Origin of the sequence: Streptomyces sp. NPDC047130 (assembly GCF_040643475.1) — a bacterium.
GTDB lineage: Bacteria > Actinomycetota > Actinomycetes > Streptomycetales > Streptomycetaceae > Streptomyces.
In genome coordinates this window covers 348,515-368,623 of record NZ_JBEYUK010000004.1, presented here as the reverse complement: position 1 = coordinate 368,623, position 20,109 = coordinate 348,515, and the positions used below count along the sequence as shown (strand labels likewise).

Here is a 20,109-nt window from a genome sequence, read left to right as displayed (position 1 = left end):
ACCAGACATCGCAATCCGCCGAACGGGTGCCGGCCGCAGGCCGCGCGACCGTGCTCCGGTGGAGGCGCCCGGTGACGACGGAGGCCCGGACCGAGTCAGGCGGATACGCCGTCGATCCGGGCCAGGGCCTCGTCCGCGCCGTACGGCCGCAGGTACGGCAGCCAGCGCGGGTCCCGGTGGCCGGTGCCGATGATGCGCCAGGCCAGACCGGTGGGCGGGGCCGGTTTGTGCCGCAGCCTCCAGCCCAGCTCGCCGAGGTGCCGGTCGGCCTTGGTGTGGTTGCAGCGCCGGCAGGAGGCCACCACGTTGTCCCAGACGTGCTGCCCGCCGCGGCTGCGCGGGATGACGTGGTCGACGCTGGTGGCGACGCCGCCGCAGTACATGCAGCGGCCGCCGTCGCGGGCGAACAGGGCCCGGCGGGTCAGCGGCACGGGCCCCCGGTAGGGCACCCGGACGAAGCGCTTGAGCCGTACCACGCTGGGTGCGGGCAGGGACAGGGTCGCGCTGTGCAGGTGGGCGCCGGACTCCTCGAGGCAGACGGCCTTGTTCTCGAGGACGAGGACGAGCGCGCGGCGGAGCGGTACGACGCCGAGCGGCTCGTACGACGCGTTGAGGACCAGGACATGCGGCACGGTGCCTCCTTGTACGCCGGCGGCGCGTGGCTCGCGCCGGGACGATCTGCAGTCAGTTTCCCCTCTGCCCTGGTCGCGGCGCCACCACGTGGGAACAACGGGGTGGTCCCGAGGGCCCGTGGTGTTGGCCACAACGCCGCCCCGTCCGCCCCTTCCGTCCCGCCGGCACCCGCCTCGTCACGGCGCGCGGGGTCACCGCTTATCTCTTCCTCATCCTCTGGTGAGGCCCGTCTCTCTTCCCCCCGAAGCGGCGAAGCAACCCGGTTTGCCCCGTTAGTGTGGTGAGGCTGCTCCTCGGCCCCCGCTCCGTCGCCGTGCCCGTCCCGCCGGGGCAGCCACGCACCTGGAGGTATCCCCCGTGTCCCTGTCCGTCGCCCTCCCGGCCGCCGGCCCGGACCCGTCCTCGTCGCCCTCGACCGGCACCTCGCCGGATCCGAGGCCGACCGTCCCGTCCCTCGAGGAGGCCCAGCAGCGGGCGACCGAGGCGGCCGGCTGGTTCCAGGAGAACTGGGCCTCCTGGCTCGCCGTCGGTCTGCGGATCATCATGATCGTCGTGATCGCGCTGGTGCTGCGGATGCTGGTGCGCCGGGCGATCACCCGGCTGATCGACCGGATGAACCGCAACACCTCCGCCAGCGAGGGCAGCTCCCTGGGCGGCCTGCTGGTCAACGCCGAGCGCCGGCGTCAGCGCTCGCAGGCGATCGGCTCGGTGCTGCGCTCGGTGGCGTCGTTCGTGATCCTCGGCACCGCCTTCCTGATGGTGCTCGGCGCGTTCCAGATCAATCTGGCGCCGCTGCTCGCCTCGGCCGGTGTGGCCGGTGTGGCGATCGGTTTCGGCGCCCGGAACCTGGTCACCGACTTCCTCTCCGGCGTCTTCATGATCCTCGAGGACCAGTACGGCGTCGGCGACACCATCGACGCGGGCGTGGCCACCGGAGAGGTCATCGAGGTGGGCCTGCGGGTCACCAAGCTGCGCGGCGAGAACGGCGAGATCTGGTACGTCCGCAACGGTGAGATCAAGCGGATCGGCAACGCCTCCCAGGGCTGGGCCACCGCCGGGGTGAACGTGACCGTGCGGCCCGAGGAGGACCTGGACAAGGTCCGGTCGGTGCTCACCGAGGTCGCGGAGCGGATCGCCAAGGAGGAGCCCTGGAACGAGATCCTCTGGGGCCCGGTCGAGGTCCTGGGCCTGGAGGACGTGCTGCTGGACTCCATGGTGGTCCGGGTCACCGCGAAGACCATGCCGGGCAAGGCCCTGAGCGTGGAGCGGGAGCTGCGCTGGCGGATGAAGCGGGCGCTGGACGCGGCCGGCATCCGGATGATCGGCGTGCCGGAGCAGGCCACCGCCGAGCCCGCCGCCGCCGACCCGACGGCGGCGATGGCCGCGCCGTCCGCCTTCGCCAGCAGCAACTCGCCGCAGTCGATGGCCGCGTCGCCGATCCCGCCGAAGACGCTGTAGCGCCGACGACGCCGCCCCGCCCGAGCGGGCGGAGCGGCACCCCGACGCCCGAGGGGCGGAGCCCCGGAGTCTCGTCTCCGGTGCTCCGCCCCTCGGGCGTTGCCCCTCCCCCGCGCGGTGGCTCAGGACGTGCCGCGGCACTCCCGCCGGGACCTGCACCACGTACATGTACTGAGTGAACAGTCGGCCGCGGAATCACGGCGGGCGCCTTGTTGAGCGGCGCCCCGGGGCGTGCGAACGTGGGCGCGGCCGACCGCAGTCCGAAAGGGGCGCTCCCTGTGCGCATCGATCTCAACGCCGACCTCGCCGAGGGCTTCGGGCGGTGGGAACTCGGGGACGACGACGCGCTGCTCACCGTCGTGACCAGCGCCAACGTGGCCTGCGGTTTCCACGCGGGCGATCCGACGGTGATCCGCCGGGCGTGCGCGCGGGCCGCCGCCGAGGGCGTCGCGGTGGGCGCGCAGGTCGGGTACCGGGACCTGGCCGGGTTCGGGCGGCGCTTCGTCGACGTGGAGCCGCGGCACCTGGCGGACGAGGTGCTGTACCAGATCGGCGCCCTGGACGGCCTGGCCCGCGCCTCGGGCACCACGGTGCGGTACGTGAAGCCGCACGGGGCCCTGTACAACGCGATCGTCCACCACGAGGCGCAGGCCGCGGCGGTGGTCGAGGCCGTGCGGGACTGGGACCCGGCGGGCGCGGTGCTGGGGCTGCCCGGGTCGCGGTGGCTGGCGCTGGCGGAGGAGGCGGGACTGCGGGTGTTCCGCGAGGCGTTCGCCGACCGGGCGTACACCCCGGAGGGCACCCTCGTCCCCCGGCGCGAGCCGGGGGCGGTGCTGCACGACCCGGCGGAGATCGCCGACCGCTGCGTACGGATCGCGCGCGGCGAGCCGGTGCCGGCGGTGGACGGCACGCCGCTGCGGATCGAGGCGGACTCGCTGTGCGTCCACGGCGACAGCCCCGGCGCGGTGACGGTGGCCCGCGCGGTGCGGGCACGACTCGCCGCGGCGGGCGTCGCCCTGCGCGCCTTCACCGCGGGCGGGGAGGGCTGAGGGTGCGGTTCCTGCCGTGCGGCGACCAGGGCCTGCTGGTGGAGGTCGCCACGCTGGACGAGGCGCTGGGCCTCTACCGGTCCCTGGAGCGGCGTCCGCCCCGGGGCGTGACCGACCTGGTCCCGGCGGCCCGGACGGTCCTGCTGCGGCTGGCCCCGGGAACGGACCTGTCCGCCGTGGAACGGGCGGTGCGGGGCGCGGACATGTCCGCCCGCCAGGACGGACCCGGGCCCCTGGTGCGCGTTCCGGTCCGCTACGACGGTGAGGACCTCCCGGAGGTGGCCGAGTTGACCGGACTCCCGGCCCGCGAGGTGGTGCGCCTGCACACCGGCTGCGAATGGACCGTCGCCTTCGGCGGTTTCGCGCCCGGATTCGCCTATCTGACCGGCGGACCGCCGGAGTTGCGGGTGCCGCGGCGGGCCGAGTCGCGGACCCGGGTGCCGGCCGGCGCGGTGGGCCTGGCCGGGGAGTTCAGCGGCGTGTACCCGCGCAGCTCGCCGGGCGGCTGGCAGGTGATCGGGCGGACGGACCTGGCGGTGTGGCGGGAGGACCGCGACCCTCCCGCCCTGCTGCGGCCGGGGGCGCGGGTGCGGTTCGAGGAGGTGGGGCGGTCGTGACGGCGGCGCTGCGGGTGCTGGCGACGGGTCCGCTGGCCACCGTGCAGGACCTGGGGCGGCCCGGGCTCGCCGCGGTGGGCGTGGGCCGCTCCGGCGCCGCCGACCGCGGGGCGCTGCGGCTCGCCAACCGGCTGGTGGGCAACGAGGAGGGCGCCGCGGCGGTGGAGGTCACCTTCGGCGGCCTCTCGGTGCGGGCGCTGCGGCCGGTGACCGTCGCCGTGACCGGGGCGGCGTGTCCGCTGAGCGTGGGCGCGGTCGACTCGGTGGTGCACCTGGCGGCGGGCAGGCAGCTCACCCTCGGAGCCCCGGCGGCGGGACTGCGGAGCTACCTCGCGGTACGCGGCGGGATCGCCGTGCCCGAGGTGCTGGGGTCCCGTTCCCGCGACGTGCTGGCGGGGCTCGGTCCGGCGCCGCTCGCGGTCGGGGACGTCCTGCCCGCGGGACCGCCGCCCGCTGAACCGCCGCGGGTCGACCTGGCGCCGGTGGCCGCGCCGGAGTCCGGCGAGGTGGTGCTGCGGGTGCGGCCGGGCCCCCGGGACGACTGGTTCACCCCGGGCGCCGTACGGGAGTTGCTGTCCGCCGCCTGGACGGTGGGCGCGGCCTCGGACCGGGTGGGGATGCGGCTGGACGGTCCCGCGCTGGAGCGGGCGGTCGGGGGCGAACTGCCCAGCGAGGGCGTGGTCCCGGGATCCCTCCAGGTGCCGCCCGGCGGCCGCCCGGTCCTCTTCCTCGCCGACCACCCGGTCACCGGCGGCTACCCGGTGATCGCCGTGGTCCTCGCCGACGACCTCGACCGCGCCGCCCAGGCCCGCCCGGGCCGGACGCTGCGGTTCACCACGGCCCGGCGGCCCGCGCCTCCTCGGCGGTGACCGGCGGTCCGCCCTGCCTGCACGGTGACCGGCGGTCCGCACTTCCCTTCACGGTGACCGGCGGTCCGCGGTCCGCACTTCCCTTCACGGTGACCGGCGGTCCGCGGTCCGCACTTCCCTTCACGGTGACCGGCGGTCCGCGGTCCGCGCCTCCTTCGCGGTGACCGGCGGTCGCACCCCGGCGCGGGAACCGCGGTCCGCGCGCCCGGCGTGTTCCGGGCGGAGGCGGACGCGTTGCGGGCGGACGCGCTGCGGACGGACGCGCTCCGGACGGACGCGCTCCGGACGGACGCGCTGCGGGCGCAGGCCGACGGCTGCGGGCCGGGGCGGCCGGGCGCAGGCGGACGCCGACGGGTGCGGACCGGCGCGGACCGGTGCGGACGGCGGGATCCCGCAACGCCCGTGCGTAATCGCGCCGTCACGGCGATACTTGCGGCGACACGATGACCCCGGGGGAGGTCTCATGACACATCCACAGGCGCCCGGCGCCGCGCCGCCGCCCGTCGCGCCACCGCCACCGCCCCCGGCGCCCCCCGCGCCGGCGGCCGCGCCGCCGCGTCGCGCGCCCGCGCTCGTGGAGACGGCCGCCCGGGTGCGGGCCGCCGCGACCACCGAGCCGGGCCGGCTGCGGATCATCGGCGCCGTCCTCGCGCTGCTGGTCGTGGCGTTCGGCGGCGTGACCACCTGGCAGACGACGGCCCGCAGTTCGGCCGCCGACGCCGTGCTGCGCCACAGCGGGCCGCTGAGTTCGGCCGCCGCCGAGGTTCACCGGTCCCTGGCCGGGGCCAACACCGCGGCGTCCGGCGGACTGCTGGCGGGCGGCAACGAGACGCCGGACAGCCGCAGGCGGTACGAGGAGGACATCCGTACCGCCGCGTCGGGCCTGGCCACCGCCGCCGCCAGCTCCGACCCCGACTCCGCCTCCGGCCGGACCGTCGCCCGCCTCAACGAACTCCTGCCGCGGTACAAGGGACTCGTCGAGCGGGCCCGCGCCAACAACCGGATGGGCTACCCGCTGGCCGGCGCCTACCTGCGGTACGCGGACGACCTGATGCGGCAGGAGATGCTGCCGGCCGCCGAGAACCTGTACGAGCAGGAACAGGGCCGCCTGCGCGAGGACTACGCGGACGCCGCCCCCTACCCCTGGTTCGCCCTGGGCCTCGGCGTCACCGCGCTCGCCGCGCTCGGGTGGGCGCAGCGCCGGGAGTACCGCCGCACCAACCGGGTGCTGAGCCCCGGCCTGGTGACGGCGACCGCGGCCACGGCCCTGGTGCTGCTGTGGCTGCCGGTCGGGCACTCCCTGGCCCGGGCCGGACTGGACGACTCGTACGAGCACGGCGTGGAGTCCCTGGCCCTGCTGAACGACGCCCGGACCGCCTCCCTCCAGGCCCGCGGCGCGGAGAACCTGACCCTGGTCAACCGGGGCGCGGAGACCACGCAGATGCCGGACGGCAGTTTCCGCGACAAGTTCGAGGTGGCCTTCCAGGAGTCGATGACGGGCCTGTCCCGCGCCCTGGACGCGGCGGCCGGGGTGGCGCGGGACCCGCAGGTCGACCGGCCGGTCGAGACGGCGCGGAGCAGCATGCTGGAGTGGCGCGAGCGTCACCGGGAGGCCCGCGAGGCAGACGACGCGGGCGACTACCAGGAGGCCCTCGACCGGATCATCGGACCGGACGACAAGTCACCCACCCGAGTCTGCTTCGACAACGTCGACCGGTCCCTCCGGCAGGCGCTGGAGCACGAGGAGAGGGAGTTCGAGCGCGCCGCGGCCGACGGACGGGCCGCGCTCACCGGCCTGCCCGCCGGGGCGGCCGCGCTGGCGGCCCTGGCCGCCGTGGCGGCGCTGCTGGGGATCGGCCGCAGGCTTTCGGAGTACCGGTGAACGGGGGAACGGCGATGCGACGACGGCACGACGAGGACCTGGACCGGCGGCGGCCGAGCCGCGGCCGGCGCGTCGTGGGCGCCCTGGCCGGTCTCTGCGCGCTCACCGCGGCCGGCGCCCTGCTGCTGCCCCGGCCGCACGACGCCGGGCGCCACGACCGGGACGCGGCGGGCGCACCGTCCGGCACGGCGGACGGCCGGCACGCCGCCCCTCACGTCCCGGCCTCCCGGACCGCCCCGGCCACCCCGGCCGCCCGTCCCGCCGCGGCCGACGACGACTGCGAGCGCCCCGAGGCGCAGAGCCTCTCCCCGTCCACCGCCGAGAGCGGCCCGACGATCCGGGCGATCAAGGAACGCGGCTACCTGCGGGTCGGCGTCGACCAGAACAGCTACGGCTGGGGCTACCGCGACCCCAACAGCGCCGAGGACCAGGTGGAGCTCTCCGGCTTCGACATCGACCTGGCCCGCCGGACGGCCGACGAGATCCTCGGCCCGCGGGCGGACGGGCAGTCCCCCAACATCCGCTTCCACGCGATCCCCACCAACCAGCGCATCCCGGCCGTGCGGGAGGGCCGCGTCGACATGGTGGTCCGCACCATGACCATCACCTGCGACCGGCTGGAGGAGGTGTCGTTCTCCGCCCCCTACTTCACCACCGGCCAGCAGGTACTCGCCCCGGCGCGGTCGTCGGTCACCGGCTACGACCGCAGCCTGGCGGGCCTGAGGATCTGCAGCGCGGCGGGATCCACCGCGCACAGCCGGCTCGAGGAGGACCGGAGGAACGGCGTGCCGGCGGTCGCCGAGGCGGACATCGCCACCACGGTGCCCAACCAGCTCGACTGCCTGGTGCGGCTCCAGCTCGGCGAGGTGGACGCGGTGGTCACCGACAGCGCCCTGGCCGCCAGCCAGGCCGCGCAGGACCCGTCGGTGGCGCTGAAGGGGGAGGAGTTCACCGAGGAGTACTACGGCGTGGCCATGGCCGAGGACGCCGACGACCTGGTCCGCCGGGTCAACGCCGTGCTGCGCGACTACGTCGCGGACGGCGGCTGGAAGCGGGCCTACGACCGGTGGCTGGCGTCGACCATGCCGAAGCCGGCCGACCCCCCGCCCGCCGTCTACCGCGACTGACCCCGGCCCGCCCTGGGCAGGGTCCCACCGGCGAGGCCGTGAGCCCGCGCCGACCGACCGCACGCACCGACTGCGCACTGAGAGGTGATCGATGGGCGACACGGGACACGCCTTGGGTCCGGTGATGGACCGGGACGAGGTGGACCGTGCGCTGGCGCGGCTCGGCGCGGAGCACGAGGCCATCGAGTCCTCGCTCCTCGCGCTGCAGGACCACGCGGGGCGCAGACTCCTCGAAGGGGCCGGGCTGACCGGCGCCACCCAGCAGCGGTGGCGGGCCACGGAGGCCTCGATCAGCCTGCTGTGGACCTTCTTCGACGCCTACACGGACACCCTGCGATCCGCCCGCGACCTGCGGGCCCGCCGCCGCTGGGCCGGGCGCGAGGACCTGGTGGCCCTCACCGAACTGCTGCGGGGCCCCAGCGTCACGGTCGCGGGGACCGCCGCCGCGGAGAGCGGCGGGCTCGCCGGGACGTCCTCGGTGCGCCTCAGCCGCCGCTACACGCTGTCCGCGCTCGTCGACCGGATGAACGAGCTGTACGCCGCCGCGCTGGACGTGGTGGTGGCCGCCGACGCGGTCTGGTCGGCGCTGCCGGCCCGGATCGACATGCTCTCCGCCGAGCTGCGCCGCACCCGGGACCTCGCCCGCTCGGTGGGCGTGCGGCCCGGCGAACACCCGGCCGGGGACGACCTGGAGCGGATCACCGGCGCCCTGACCCGGCTGCGCGAGCGGGTCATCTCCGACCCGCTGTCCTTCTGGACGCCCGCCGAGGGGAGTTCGGCGCCCGGCGCGGGCCGCCCGGACACCACCGCCTACGACCGGTACGCGCGCGAACTGGAGGACGCCCGCCGCGAGATCGAGGCGGTTCTGACGGTCCGCCAGGACGCCGAGTCCCGGCTCGTGCGGCTGCGCGACGTGCTGAGCCGCGCGGACCGCACGCTGGCCGAGGCCCGGCTGGCGCGCGGCGAGGTGCTGGCGAAGATCGCGGCCACCGAGGTGCCCGCGGTGAGCGGCCCGCCGACGGTGCTGCAGGAGCGGGTGTCGACGGCGGCGGAGTACCGGCGGCAGGGCCTGTGGCACCGGCTGTCGCCGCTGCTGGACGAGCTGGAGCGCAAGGCGGAGGACGAACTGGTGCGCGCCCGCGAGTCGTTGACGGCGGTCACCGCGCCGCTGGCGATCCGCGCCGAGCTGCGCGGCCGGCTGGACGCCTACCGGGCGAAGGTGTCCCGGCACGGGCTGGCGGAGGACCCGCTGCTGGTCGAGCGGTACGACATCGCCCGGCGGATGCTGTGGAGCGCGCCCTGCGACCTGCGCGTCGCCGAGCAGGCCGTGCTGCGCTACCAGCAGGCCGCGGTGGAGCAGTTGCGGCCCGTGATGCCCACGCAGGACGGGGCGGGACGGCCGGAGGGGGCCCAGGCGTGAGCGCCGACGGAGGGGGAGCTGTGCGGAGGGACGGGGCGTGATGGAGCCGAGGTGCCAGCGGCCGGGCTGCGAGGGCGCGTACGAGGACGTCGGCGGGGGTGAGCTGTACTGCGACCACTGCGGGCTGGCGCCGGTGGTGTCCCCGGACGGCATGGTGGGCGCCACCCCCACCGGTGTCGCGGGACGCCCGCCGGGCAACTCCGGCCGGCCCACCGGCCCGGGCGGCGCGGGCTCCGGCGGCGCGGGCGGTCCGGGCTTCGGCGGCGCGGGCGGCGCGGGCGGCGCGGGCTCCGACGGCGCGGGCGGCGCGGGCGGTCCGGGCTTCGGCGGCACGGGCGGCTCGGGCTCCTCCGGCGCGGGCAGCCCGGTCGGCCCGGGGGATCCGGCGGGCTCCGAGGGGTCCTCGCGTCCGTCCCACGCGTCGTCGCGCTCGTCGTCCCGCTCGTCGTCGCGGTCCCGGCGCTCGGTCTCCGGCCGGCTGTCGGGGACGCTGAGCGGCGCGGCCACGGTCGGCGCGGTGTCGGTCCGCAGCTCCGGCGCGCAGTCCGGCGGCTCCCACCGGGGACGGCTGGGCGCCGGGCTGGTCGACGTCCCGGCCGTGCCCCGTCCCGACCCGCGGGCCATGGTGCTGGACGACCCGCGGGTGCCGGAGCGCAAGCGGTTCTGCTCCCGTTCCGACTGCGGCGCGCCGGTCGGCCGGGCCCGTGGCGACCGCCCCGGCCGCACCGAGGGCTTCTGCACCAAGTGCGGCCACCCCTACTCCTTCGTGCCCAAACTGCGCGGCGGGGACGTGGTGCACGGCCAGTACGAGGTCGCGGGCTGCCTGGCGCACGGCGGACTGGGCTGGATCTACCTGGCGGTGGACCGCGCGGTGTCCGACCGGTGGGTGGTCCTCAAGGGCCTGCTGGACACCGGCGACCAGGACGCGATGGCCGCCGCCATCTCCGAGCGTCGGTTCCTGGCCGAGATCGAGCACGCCAACATCGTGCGGATCTACAACTTCGTCGAGCACCTGGACCAGCGGACCGGCTCCCTCGACGGCTACATCGTCATGGAGTACGTCGGCGGCAAGTCGCTGAAGGACATCGCCAACGGACGCCGCACCCCGGACGGCCGCCGCGACCCGCTGCCGGTCGAGCAGGCCTGCGCGTACGGCATCGAGGCGCTGGAGGCCCTGGGCCACCTGCACAGCCGCAACCTGCTGTACTGCGACTTCAAGGTCGACAACGCGATACAGACCGAGGACCAGCTGAAGCTGATCGACATGGGCGCGGTCCGCCGCATGGACGACTACGAGTCGGCCATCTACGGCACGGTCGGCTACCAGGCCCCCGAGGTCGCCACGGTCGGCCCGTCGGTCGCCTCCGACCTGTACACGGTGGCCCGCACCCTGGCCGTGCTCACCATCGACTTCCACGGCTACACCACCGTCCACGCGGACTCGCTGCCGGACCCGGACGAGATCGAGGTGTTCCGGCGGTACGAGTCCTTCTACCGGCTGCTGGTCCGGGCCACCGACCCCGACCCGGCGCGGCGGTTCGCCTCGGCGCAGGAGATGGCGGAACAGCTCACCGGCGTGCTGCGCGAGGTGGTCGCGCTGGGCACCGGCCGCCCGCGGCCCGCCCTGTCCACCCTCTTCGGCCCCGAACTGCGGGTCACGGACGCGAGGTTGTTCGACGACACGGAGCCTGAGGTGTCCCGGCTCGGGGCCCGGCGGAACCCTCCTGGCCGGCTGTTCGCCCGGCGGGCCGCGGCGTCCGGCGCCCCCACCGCGGACACCGCGCCGCCCGTCACCCTGCCCGCCGTGCCGCCGCTCGCGCGGTCCGCGCCGTCCGTGGCCCCGCCGTACGCGCAGTCCGTGCCGTCCGTGCTGCCGGCGGCCCCGCCGCACGGGCCGGTCGTCGCGTCGCCGCACGGGCCGGCCCTCGCGTCGCCGTACGGGCCGGCCCTCGCGTCGCCGCCCGCCGCCCCGCCCGGAACCGCGCCACCGGTGTTCCCCGCCCAGCGCGGGTCCTCCCCCATGCCCGCCGCGGGCGCTCCGCACACCCCTCCGGTGTCACCCGGAACGGTGAAACCCGTGGACGCCGCGGCCGCCGCGCTGGCCCTGCCGGTGCCGCGGGTGGACCCCGACGACCCCAACGCCGGTTTCCTGGCCGCGCTGATGACGGCGGCGCCCCAGGAACTGCTCGTCGCGCTGTCCGGGGCCCCCGCCGCCTCGCCGGAGTCCCGGCTGCGGCTGGTGCGCGCACGGCTGGAGGCGGGCGAGGCGGGGGCCGCCGTCGAGGAGCTGAGGAGTCTGGCCGCCGAGGAGCCCGACGACTGGCGGGTCGTCTGGTACCGGGGCGTGACCTCCCTGGTCACCGGCGAGTACGTGGCCTCCGCGCTCGCCTTCGACGCGCTCTACGACGCCTTCCCGGGCGAGCCCGCGCCCAAGCTGGCGCTGGGTCTGTGCGCCGAGGTGCTGGGGCAGTTGGACAACGCCGCCGAGTACTACCGGCTGGTGTGGACGACCGACCCGAGCTATGTGAGCGCCGCCTTCGGGCTGGCCCGCGTGCGGCTCGCCGCCGGCGACCGGGAGGGCGCGGTCGCCGCCCTGGAGTCGGTGCCGGAGGCGTCCATCCACTACACCGCGGCCCGGGTCGCCGCCGTCCGGGCACGGCTGCGGGGGCGTACCGTGGTGGGCGCCGACACGCCGTTCCTCGACGATCTGACCGCCGCCGCCGCGCAGGTGGAGGCGCTGGGCGGATACGGACTGGACGCCGTGCGGCGCGAGCGGCTGTCCGCGGAGGTGCTGGGCTGCGCGCTCGACTGGGTACTCTCCGGAGGCCGGGGTTCCGTACCGGTGGCCTCCGGACGCGGGGTGCTCGGCGAAGTACTGGACGAGCGGGGACTCCGCCTCGGCCTGGAACGTTCGTACCGCACGCTGGCCCGTCTCGCGGACGGCGGCGAGGAGAGGATCGACCTGGTGGAACGCGCCAACCGTTACCGTCCCCGGACGTGGGTGTAGTGGTGCCGCCGATGACTGCCGACACGCACCGCCTGTCCGCCTGCCCCGGCTGCACCGAGCCGGTGGAGCCGGCCGACCTCTACTGCGGCGCCTGTGGCCTGCACCTGTCGGCGGCGGCCGCCCCGTTGTCCGACACGCCGACGGTCGCCCTGCAGACGCGCGACGACACGCCGTCCGCCCCGCCCACCGCCCGCGAGGCCGCGGGCGCGGACACGACGGACGGTTTCCACCTTCAGCCGCCCGCCCCGCCCTCCCCGCGCGCCGCCGACCCGCGGTCCGCCGCGGTGGACCCGGCCGGCGCCGACGCCACCCCGGCGGGCGCCGGGAAGGCCTGCGTGGCCTGCCGGGCCGGACGGGTCGACGGCGACGGATACTGCGAGAACTGCGGCCACGCCCAGCCGCGCGAACGGGACCACATGGAACTGGAGTCGGGGCCCGTCGCCGCGGTCAGCGACCGCGGACTGCGCCACCACCGCAACGAGGACGCCTTCGCCCTCGCCCAGGCCGCCCTTCCCGACGGCACACCCGTCTCGGTGGCCGTGGTCTGCGACGGCGTGTCGTCCGCGACCCGCCCGGACGAGGCCTCCGCGGCCGCCTCCCGGACCGCCGCCGACGCGCTCACCGAGGCGCTGCCCCGCGGCGTCCACCCGCAGACCGCCATGCACGAGGCGATCCAGGCCGCCGCCCGCGCCGTCGACGCGCTGGCCGGCGACCCCGCCCGGCCCCGCGAACACGCGCCGCAGGAGAACGCGCCGGCCTGCACCCTGGTCGCCGCCCTGGTCGCCGACGGCCTGCTGGTCGTCGGCTGGGTCGGCGACAGCCGCGTCTACTGGGTGCCCGACGACCGCTCCGCCCCCGCCCGGCTCACCGAGGACGACTCCTGGGCCGCCCAGATGGTCGCCGCCGGGCTGATGAGCGAGGCCCAGGCCTACGCGGACGAGCGCGCCCACGCCATCACCGGCTGGCTGGGCGCGGACGCCTACGAACTCGATCCGCACACCGCCTCGTTCAAGCCGGACCGCCCCGGCGTGGTGGTGGTCTGCACGGACGGCCTGTGGAACTACGCGGAGACCGCGGAGCAGATGGCCGAGGTCGTCCCGGCCGACGCCGCCACCCGCCCGCTGCACAGCGCCCGCGTCCTGGTCGGCCACGCCCTCGACGGAGGGGGCCACGACAACGTAACAGTGGCGGTGGTGCCGTTCCCGGGCCCCGCCCAGGGGGCAGGATCCGGCTGAGGCGCGTCAGGCCGAGGGAGCCGCGGGCGCGCGAGGGGGCGAAGGACGCATGGCGATTCTCTCGAAACCGGACGTGCCGCGGTTCTCCGTGGACGTCTACCAGAACGCGTACCTGCCGGAGGGGGCGCGCGAGGTCAACGCGGTCGTCACCGTGACGGCGAGCGGCGGCGCCACGCTGAGCGGCCCCGCCGGGTCCGGCGGTTCCGGCGGGGGGCCGGACGCCGCCGTGGTGATCATGGTGGACTGCTCCGGCTCCATGGACTACCCGCCGGCCAAGATGCGCGGCGCCCGCGAGGCGACCGCCGCGGCGATCGACACCCTCCGGGACGGCGTCCGGTTCGCGGTCGTCGCCGGCACCCACGTCGCCCGGGAGGTCTACCCGGGGGACGGCCGGCTCGCCGCGGCCGGCCCGGAGACCCGCGCCCAGGCCCAGCAGGCGCTGCGCCGCCTGACCGCGGGCGGCGGCACCGCCATCGGCGCCTGGCTCCGGCTCGCGGACCGCCTGCTGTCCTCCGCGGACGCCACCATCCGGCACGGCGTCCTGCTCACCGACGGCCGCAACGAGCACGAGACGCCCGAACGGCTGACGGCCGCCCTGGAGCACTGCGCCGGCCGCTTCACCTGCGACGCGCGCGGCGTGGGCACCGACTGGGAGGTCAAGGAGGTCACCCAGATCGCCTCGGCCCTGCTGGGCACGGCCGACATCGTGGCCGACCCGGAGCACCTGGCCGCCGACTTCACCTCGATGATGGAGACGGCGATGGGCAAGGGCGTCGCCGACGTGGCGCTGCGCCTGTGGACCCCGGCGGGCGCGCGCGTCCGCTTCGTCAAGCAGGTCGCGCCCTCGGTCGAGGACCTGACGGACCGTCGCACCGAGGCCGGGCCGCGGGCCGGTGACTACCCGACCGGGTCATGGGGCGACGAGTCGCGGGACTACCACGTCTGTGTGGAAGTCCCGCCCGCCGACATCGGCCGGGAGATGCTCGCCGCCCGGGTCTCACTGGTGGTGCCCCACGCCGACGGCGGCGCCGACGCCCTGGGCGCCCAGGGCCTGGTGCGGGCCGTGTGGACCGACGACCTGGCCGCCTCCACCTCCCTCGATCCGCAGGTCGCCCACTACACGGGGCAGGCGGAGCTGGCCGAGGCGATCCAGCAGGGCCTGGAGGCCCGCAAGGCGGGTGACATGGACGCGGCGACCGCCAAGCTGGGCCGTGCCGTGCAGCTGGCCGGGCTGTCCGGAAACGCCGATACGGCGAAACTCCTTTCGAAGGTGGTGGACGTGGTCGACGAAGCGGCAGGTACTGTGCGACTGAAGACGAAGGTCGCGGAAGCCGACGAGATGACGCTCGAGACACGGTCCACCAAGACCGTGCGCGTCACACGGCGACCGAACGAGCAGTGAACGAGCCGGCCCGACGAACGGCCGGAAGGGAGAGGGGGAAGCGCCGACATGCCGACCTGCCCGAACGGACACCAGTCGGGTTCCGACGACTGGTGCGAGGTCTGCGGTCACCGCATGGCGGGTGCCGTGCCCCCGCCGCCTCCCCCGCCGCCCTCCGGGGGCTACGGCTTCCCGCCCCCCGGCGGCCAGGGCGGCCGGGCCCCGGAGCTCTGCCCGCAGTGCCGCACGCCGCGTGAGGGGCTGGCGCCCTTCTGCGAGGAGTGCCGGTGGAACTTCCTCACCAACTCGGCGACCTCCTACACGCCGCCGCCCCCGTCCTTCGGCGGTCCGGGCGGTCCCGGCGGAGGCCCGGTGCCCCCGCCGCCCGGCGGGCGGTCGTACCAGCCCGACCCGTCGGAGTACCAGGCCTCCCGGCCCTCGCAGCTGAATCGTCCCGCCGAGCCGCTCGGCGGCGGGCAGGGCGGGGCGCCCGCCTCCTTCCAGCAGGGGCACGCGGGCGGGCCGCCGCCGGCCTTCTTCGAGGGCGGCGGCCGCCCCGGCGCCCCGGCCGGCGACGACTGGACCCTCCCTCCGCCGACCTCGCCGGGCCCGGGTGCGCCCGGGGGCCCCGGTGGCCCGGGGGGCTTCGGCGGTCCGGGCGGTGCGGGCGAGCGCGGTGGCTTCCCCGGCGGCCCGGGCGGTCCGGGCGGGCCCGACGGTCCCGGTGAACGCGGCGGCTTCCCCGGCAGCCCGGGCGGGCCCGGCGGTCCCGGTGAGCGCGGCGGCTTCCCCGGCAGCCCGGGCGGGCCCGGCGGTCCCGGTGAGCGCGGCGGCTTCCCCGGCGGCCAGGGCGGTCCGGGCGGCCCTGGTGCCCCGGGCGGTCAGGGTGACCGAGGCGGCTTCGGCGGTCCCGGTGGTCCCGGCGGTCCGGGCGGTCCCGGCGAACGCGGCGGCTTCGGTGGCCCGGGCGGTCCCGGCGAAGGCGGCGGCTTCCCCGGACCCGGCGGTCCCGGTGGACCTGGCGGACCGGGCGACCGAGGCGGTTTCGGCGGACCGGGCGGCCCCGGTGGCCCCGGTGGCCCCGGCGGCTTCAACAGCCCTGCCGGCCCCGGTCGTCCCGACGACCACGGCGGCTTCGGTGGCCCGGGCGGCCCCGGCAACCCGGGCGAGCGAGGCGGCTTCCCCGGCGGCCCGGGCAACCCGGGTGGCCAGGGTGCTCCCGGTGGCCCCGGCGGCCCGGGTGGCCCGGGTGGCCCGGGTGCCCCCGGCGAGCGCGGCGGCTTCCCCGGCGGACCCGGCAACCCCGGTGGCCAGGGTGCTCCCGGCGGCCCCGGCGTGCACGAGGGCTTCGGCGGCCCGAACGGCCCCGGCGGTTACCCCGGCCCGGCCGGCCCCGGCGGCTTCGGCGGCCCGGGTGGCCCGGGTGCCCCCGGCGGCGCCCCCGGTGACCGCGGCGGCGCCCCCGGCACGCCCCCGGGCCTGGCACCGTGGCCCGCGTCCCCGGGCACACCCGGCGGACCCGGCGCTCCCGGCGCCCCGGGCCCCGGCGGCGGTTACGGCTACCCGCAGCCCGGCGCGCCCCGCCAGGAGACCTGGACGGCGACCATCGGCCCGGACCGCGCCTACTTCATGGCGATGATGCAACGCTCCGGCCCCGAGGCCGCCGGGCTCAACCTCCCCGCGTACTCCCCGGAGCAGCAGCGGACCCTCACCGGTCCGCAGGTGACCATCGGCCGCCGCCGCCACTCCACCGGCGACACCCCGGACATCGACCTGTCGGTGCCGCCGGAGGACCCGGGCGTCTCGCACCAGCACGCGATGCTGGTGCAGCAGGCGGACGGAAGCTGGGCGGTCATCGACCAGAACTCCACCAACGGCACCACGGTGAACGGCGCCGAGGAACCGATCCAGCCGTTCGTCCCGGTCCCGCTGCGGGACGGCGACCGCGTGCACGTCGGCGCCTGGACGACGATCACCGTCCGCCGCGGCTGACCCCCGGCCGAGCGGACCGTGCCGGTCGAGCCACGACCGGGCAACGACCGAGCCGCAACCGAGCACGACCCGACCGGCACCCGGTCCGCAGGACCTCTGGCCCGTCCACAGGTCTTGAGGACCGGGTGCCGCCGTCTGAGACGATGGAGACGTGAAAGAGATTCGGCGAGGCACACTGCAGACGGAGACCTTCTACGAGCAGGTCGGGGGCGAGGAGACGTTCACCCGCCTGGTCCGCCGCTTCTACGAAGGGGTCGCCGAGGACCCGGCGCTCCGGGCCATGTACCCGGAGGAGGACCTGGGCCCGGCCGAGGAGCGTCTGCGGCTCTTCCTGATCCAGTACTGGGGCGGACCCACGACGTACAGCGAGCAGCGCGGCCACCCGCGGCTGCGCATGCGGCACGCCCCGTTCAAGGTCGACCGCGCGGCGCACGACGCCTGGCTGCGGCACATGCGGGCGGCCGTCGACGACCTCGGCCTCTCCGAGGAGCACGAGCACACGCTGTGGAGCTACCTGACGTACGCCGCGGCCTCCATGGTGAACACCCCCGACGAGGTGTGACGCACGTCGGGGTGACGCGCGTGGGGGGTGACGCGCCTCGGAGGGCGACGGGGGCCGAGGGGTGAGGAGGCTCCGCGGCGCCGGTCAGGCGACGCCGACGCCCAGTCCGCCGAGGCGGCCGGCGCGGCGGACGGCGACGGAGCCGTAGGGGGTGCGCAGCCTCAGCCAGGACCCGCAGGACAGGATCTGCGGGCCGGGACCGGGGTGCAGGAAGCCCAGGGACTGCGCGGCGTGCACGGCCCGGACGGGCAGCCCGGTGCCGTCGACGGTCCGGGACCAGATCTGACGCCCGGTGCTGTCGAGCGCGGCGCGGGTCCGCGCCTCCGGGGGGATCTCCTCGACCCGTCGGCGGAACTCGGCGACCGCGGCGGCCACCAGCCCCCGCAGCGCCTCCCCGGGCAGCGCGCCCTCGGCCTGCCAGCCGCCGCGCGGCGGCAGCAGCCCGGCCCAGGCCGGCCCGGTGACCGCGGAGGGCACGACGGCCTCGGCGGCGTCCTCGTCGACGGACTCCAGCAGTTCGCCCGCGGAGACCGTGACGTCGAGGGAGTCGGCGGGCTCCGCGAGCCGGACGGCCCGCACCGCGAGCACGTCGAAGGAGGCGGGGCTGCCGTAGACGGCCAGCGCCCGGCCCGCGCCCTGGAGCCGGACGGCGGCGGCGCGGTCGTAGTGCAGGAGCCGGGTGAGGAAGCCGCAGAGGTCCGCGGCCTCGCCCGCGTCGGCGAAGCGGAGCTTGCTCATCGGCCGGCGGCCTCGTCGTCCTGGTACTTCTGCAGGAAGTACCGCTCGCCCTCGGTCAGACGCCGCGGTTGCTGGAGCGTGAAGTCGAAGGGCGCCATCACCGTCGACGCCCTGGCGTACACCAGGTCCGGCTCGTCGCCGGACCCGGTGTCCTTGACCTCGTAGGCGAGGGTGAAGGAGGCCGCGCGGACCTTCGTCACCCACACCTCGACGTCCACCGGCGCGTGCCGGTGGACCAGCTGACGCCTGTAGTCGATCTCGTGGCGCGCCACCACCGTGCCCCGCGCGAAGGCATGGTCCTGCTCCGGGTGGAACAGCATGTCCACCCGGGCTTCCTCCAGGTAGCGCAGGAACACGACGTTGTTGACGTGCCCGTACGCGTCCATGTCGCTCCAGCGCAGGGGGCAGCGGTAGAGGTGGCGCACGCGTCGATCAGTCCCGGGTCAGCTTCTTGTAGGTGGCGCGGTGCGGACGCGCCGCGTCCGGGCCGAGCCGCTCGATCTTGTTCTTCTCGTAGGACTCGAAGTTGCCCTCGAACCAGAACCACTTGGACTCGCCCTCGTAGGCGAGGATGTGCGTCGCCACGCGGTCCAGGAACCACCGGTCGTGGGAGACGACCACGGCGCAGCCCGGGAACTCGAGCAGCGCGTTCTCCAGCGAGGACAGGGTCTCGACGTCGAGGTCGTTGGTCGGCTCGTCGAGGAGCAGCAGGTTGCCGCCCTGCTTCAGGGTGAGCGCCAGGTTCAGGCGGTTGCGCTCACCGCCGGAGAGCACACCGGCCGGCTTCTGCTGGTCCGGGCCCTTGAAGCCGAACGCCGAGACGTAGGCGCGGGAGGGCATCTCGACCTGGCCGACGTTGATGTAGTCGAGACCGTCGGAGACGACCTCCCACAGCGTCTTCTTGGCGTCGATGTTGGCGCGGCTCTGGTCGACGTAGCTGATCTTGACCGTCTCGCCGACCTTGATGTTGCCGGAGTCCGGCTCCTCGATGCCCTGGATCATCTTGAACAGCGTGGTCTTGCCCGCGCCGTTCGGACCGATGATGCCCACGATGCCGTTGCGCGGCAGCGTGAAGGACAGGTCGTCGATCAGGACCTTCTCACCGAAGGCCTTGCGGAGGTTCTGCACCTCGACGACCACGTTGCCCAGACGCGGGCCCGGCGGGATCTGGATCTCCTCGAAGTCCAGCTTCCGCATCTTGTCGGCCTCGGCGGCCATCTCCTCGTAGCGGGCCAGACGCGCCTTGGACTTGGCCTGCCGCCCCTTGGCGTTGGAGCGGACCCACTCCAGCTCCTCCTTGAGGCGCTTGGCGCGCTTGGCGTCCTTCTGCCCCTCGACCTTCAGACGCGTGGCCTTGGTCTCGAGGTACTTGGAGTAGTTGCCCTCGTAGCCGTGCAGGCGACCGCGGTCGACCTCGCAGATCCAGCCCGCGACGTTGTCCAGGAAGTACCGGTCGTGGGTCACGGCGACGACGGTTCCGGCGTACTGGGCGAGGTGCTGCTCCAGCCAGTTGACCGACTCGGCGTCGAGGTGGTTGGTGGGCTCGTCGAGGAGCAGCAGGTCGGGCGCCTCGAGCAGCAGCTTGCACAGCGCGACGCGGCGCCGCTCACCACCGGAGAGGTTGCTGACCGGCCAGTCGCCGGGCGGGCAGCCCAGCGCGTCCATGGCCTGCTCCAGCTGGGCGTCCAGGTCCCACGCGTTGGCGTGGTCCAGGTCGTCCTGGAGCTTGCCCATCTCCTCCATGAGCTCGTCGGAGTAGTCGGTCGCCATCAGCTCGGCGATCTCGTTGAACCGGTCGAGCTTGCCCTTGACCTCGGCGACGCCCTCCTGGACGTTCTCCAGGACCGTCTTGTCCTCGCTGAGCGGGGGCTCCTGCAGCAGGATGCCGACCGTGTAGCCGGGCGTCAGGAACGCGTCACCGTTCGACGGCTGCTCCAGACCGGCCATGATCTTCAGGACGGTCGACTTTCCGGCGCCGTTCGGGCCGACGACGCCGATCTTCGCCCCGGGGAGGAAGGAAAGGGTGACGTCGTCGAGGATCACCTTGTCGCCGTGCGCCTTGCGCGCCTTGCGCATGGTGTAAATGAACTCAGCCAAGAGAAACCGTCCGGCAGCTTGAAACTCGCGGTGGGCAGATAC

16 protein-coding genes are annotated in these 20,109 nt (G+C 75.7%); 12 read left to right on the top strand and 4 right to left on the bottom strand.

All coding sequences use genetic code 11. The features are described from left to right. Nucleotides 1–95: 95 nt before the first annotated feature. Nucleotides 96–632, bottom strand: coding sequence for an HNH endonuclease (locus tag ABZ836_RS08945; RefSeq protein WP_108955294.1), 537 nt, complete (start codon nucleotides 630–632; stop codon nucleotides 96–98). Between the two features lie 358 nt (nucleotides 633–990). Here ABZ836_RS08945 and ABZ836_RS08940 point away from each other — a divergent pair, with 358 nt between their 5' ends. The 12 genes from ABZ836_RS08940 to ABZ836_RS08885 all read left to right on the top strand — a co-directional run bounded on the left by ABZ836_RS08940 (nucleotide 991) and on the right by ABZ836_RS08885 (nucleotide 17,232). Then, nucleotides 991–2,091, top strand: a complete 1,101-nt coding sequence (locus tag ABZ836_RS08940; RefSeq protein ID WP_361140805.1) for a mechanosensitive ion channel family protein — start codon at nucleotides 991–993, stop codon at nucleotides 2,089–2,091. Nucleotides 2,092–2,369: 278 nt separating this feature from the next. After that, nucleotides 2,370–3,140: a 5-oxoprolinase subunit PxpA gene (locus ABZ836_RS08935; RefSeq protein ID WP_356136465.1), complete on the top strand. Its 771-nt coding sequence runs from the start codon at nucleotides 2,370–2,372 to the stop codon at nucleotides 3,138–3,140. Between the two features lie 2 nt (nucleotides 3,141–3,142). After that, nucleotides 3,143–3,757 carry an allophanate hydrolase subunit 1 gene (locus ABZ836_RS08930; protein WP_361140803.1) on the top strand — a complete coding sequence of 205 codons (615 nt, stop codon included), beginning with the start codon at nucleotides 3,143–3,145 and terminating at the stop codon, nucleotides 3,755–3,757. Then, complete coding sequence (locus tag ABZ836_RS08925; RefSeq protein ID WP_361140801.1) at nucleotides 3,754–4,626, top strand: biotin-dependent carboxyltransferase family protein; 873 nt, start codon at nucleotides 3,754–3,756, stop codon at nucleotides 4,624–4,626. The genes ABZ836_RS08930 and ABZ836_RS08925 overlap by 4 nt, the downstream gene beginning before the upstream one ends. A gap of 463 nt (nucleotides 4,627–5,089) precedes the next feature. Next, the gene (locus ABZ836_RS08920; RefSeq protein ID WP_361140799.1) at nucleotides 5,090–6,508 is read left to right on the top strand and encodes a hypothetical protein; all 1,419 of its coding nucleotides are present in this window, start codon (nucleotides 5,090–5,092) and stop codon (nucleotides 6,506–6,508) included. 14 nt (nucleotides 6,509–6,522) lie between these two features. Then, a complete protein-coding gene (locus ABZ836_RS08915) occupies nucleotides 6,523–7,635 on the top strand; it encodes a glutamate ABC transporter substrate-binding protein (RefSeq protein WP_361140797.1) in 1,113 nt (370 codons plus the stop codon). 91 nt (nucleotides 7,636–7,726) lie between these two features. Continuing rightward, complete coding sequence (locus ABZ836_RS08910) at nucleotides 7,727–9,055, top strand: hypothetical protein (RefSeq protein WP_356136475.1); 1,329 nt, start codon at nucleotides 7,727–7,729, stop codon at nucleotides 9,053–9,055. A 40-nt stretch (nucleotides 9,056–9,095) separates the two neighbouring features. Further along, a complete protein-coding gene (locus ABZ836_RS08905; protein ID WP_361140878.1) occupies nucleotides 9,096–12,062 on the top strand; it encodes a tetratricopeptide repeat protein in 2,967 nt (988 codons plus the stop codon). A gap of 11 nt (nucleotides 12,063–12,073) precedes the next feature. Next, nucleotides 12,074–13,297: a PP2C family serine/threonine-protein phosphatase gene (locus ABZ836_RS08900; protein WP_361140795.1), complete on the top strand. Its 1,224-nt coding sequence runs from the start codon at nucleotides 12,074–12,076 to the stop codon at nucleotides 13,295–13,297. Nucleotides 13,298–13,346: 49 nt separating this feature from the next. Next, nucleotides 13,347–14,699 (top strand): VWA domain-containing protein, encoded by a 1,353-nt coding sequence (locus ABZ836_RS08895; RefSeq protein ID WP_361140793.1) that lies wholly within the window; start codon nucleotides 13,347–13,349, stop codon nucleotides 14,697–14,699. 48 nt (nucleotides 14,700–14,747) lie between these two features. Beyond that, nucleotides 14,748–16,670: an FHA domain-containing protein gene (locus tag ABZ836_RS08890; RefSeq protein ID WP_361140791.1), complete on the top strand. Its 1,923-nt coding sequence runs from the start codon at nucleotides 14,748–14,750 to the stop codon at nucleotides 16,668–16,670. A gap of 151 nt (nucleotides 16,671–16,821) precedes the next feature. Further along, nucleotides 16,822–17,232 carry a globin gene (locus tag ABZ836_RS08885; RefSeq protein WP_356135774.1) on the top strand — a complete coding sequence of 137 codons (411 nt, stop codon included), beginning with the start codon at nucleotides 16,822–16,824 and terminating at the stop codon, nucleotides 17,230–17,232. Between the two features lie 84 nt (nucleotides 17,233–17,316). Here the strand turns inward: ABZ836_RS08885 and ABZ836_RS08880 are convergent, their stop codons facing one another. From ABZ836_RS08880 to ettA, 3 genes are read right to left on the bottom strand one after another with little or no spacing between them, the layout of a single operon-like run. Beyond that, entirely contained in the window at nucleotides 17,317–17,970 is a 654-nt protein-coding gene (locus ABZ836_RS08880; protein ID WP_361140789.1) for a hypothetical protein, read from the bottom strand. Further along, on the bottom strand, nucleotides 17,967–18,395 hold the full coding sequence (locus tag ABZ836_RS08875; protein WP_361140787.1) for a thioesterase family protein: 429 nt from the start codon (nucleotides 18,393–18,395) through the stop codon (nucleotides 17,967–17,969). Before ABZ836_RS08875 ends, ABZ836_RS08880 begins: the two co-directional genes overlap by 4 nt. Before the next feature lie 7 nt (nucleotides 18,396–18,402). Next, a complete protein-coding gene (gene ettA, locus ABZ836_RS08870; protein ID WP_356135768.1) occupies nucleotides 18,403–20,067 on the bottom strand; it encodes an energy-dependent translational throttle protein EttA in 1,665 nt (554 codons plus the stop codon). Between the last annotated feature and the right edge of the window lie 42 nt (nucleotides 20,068–20,109).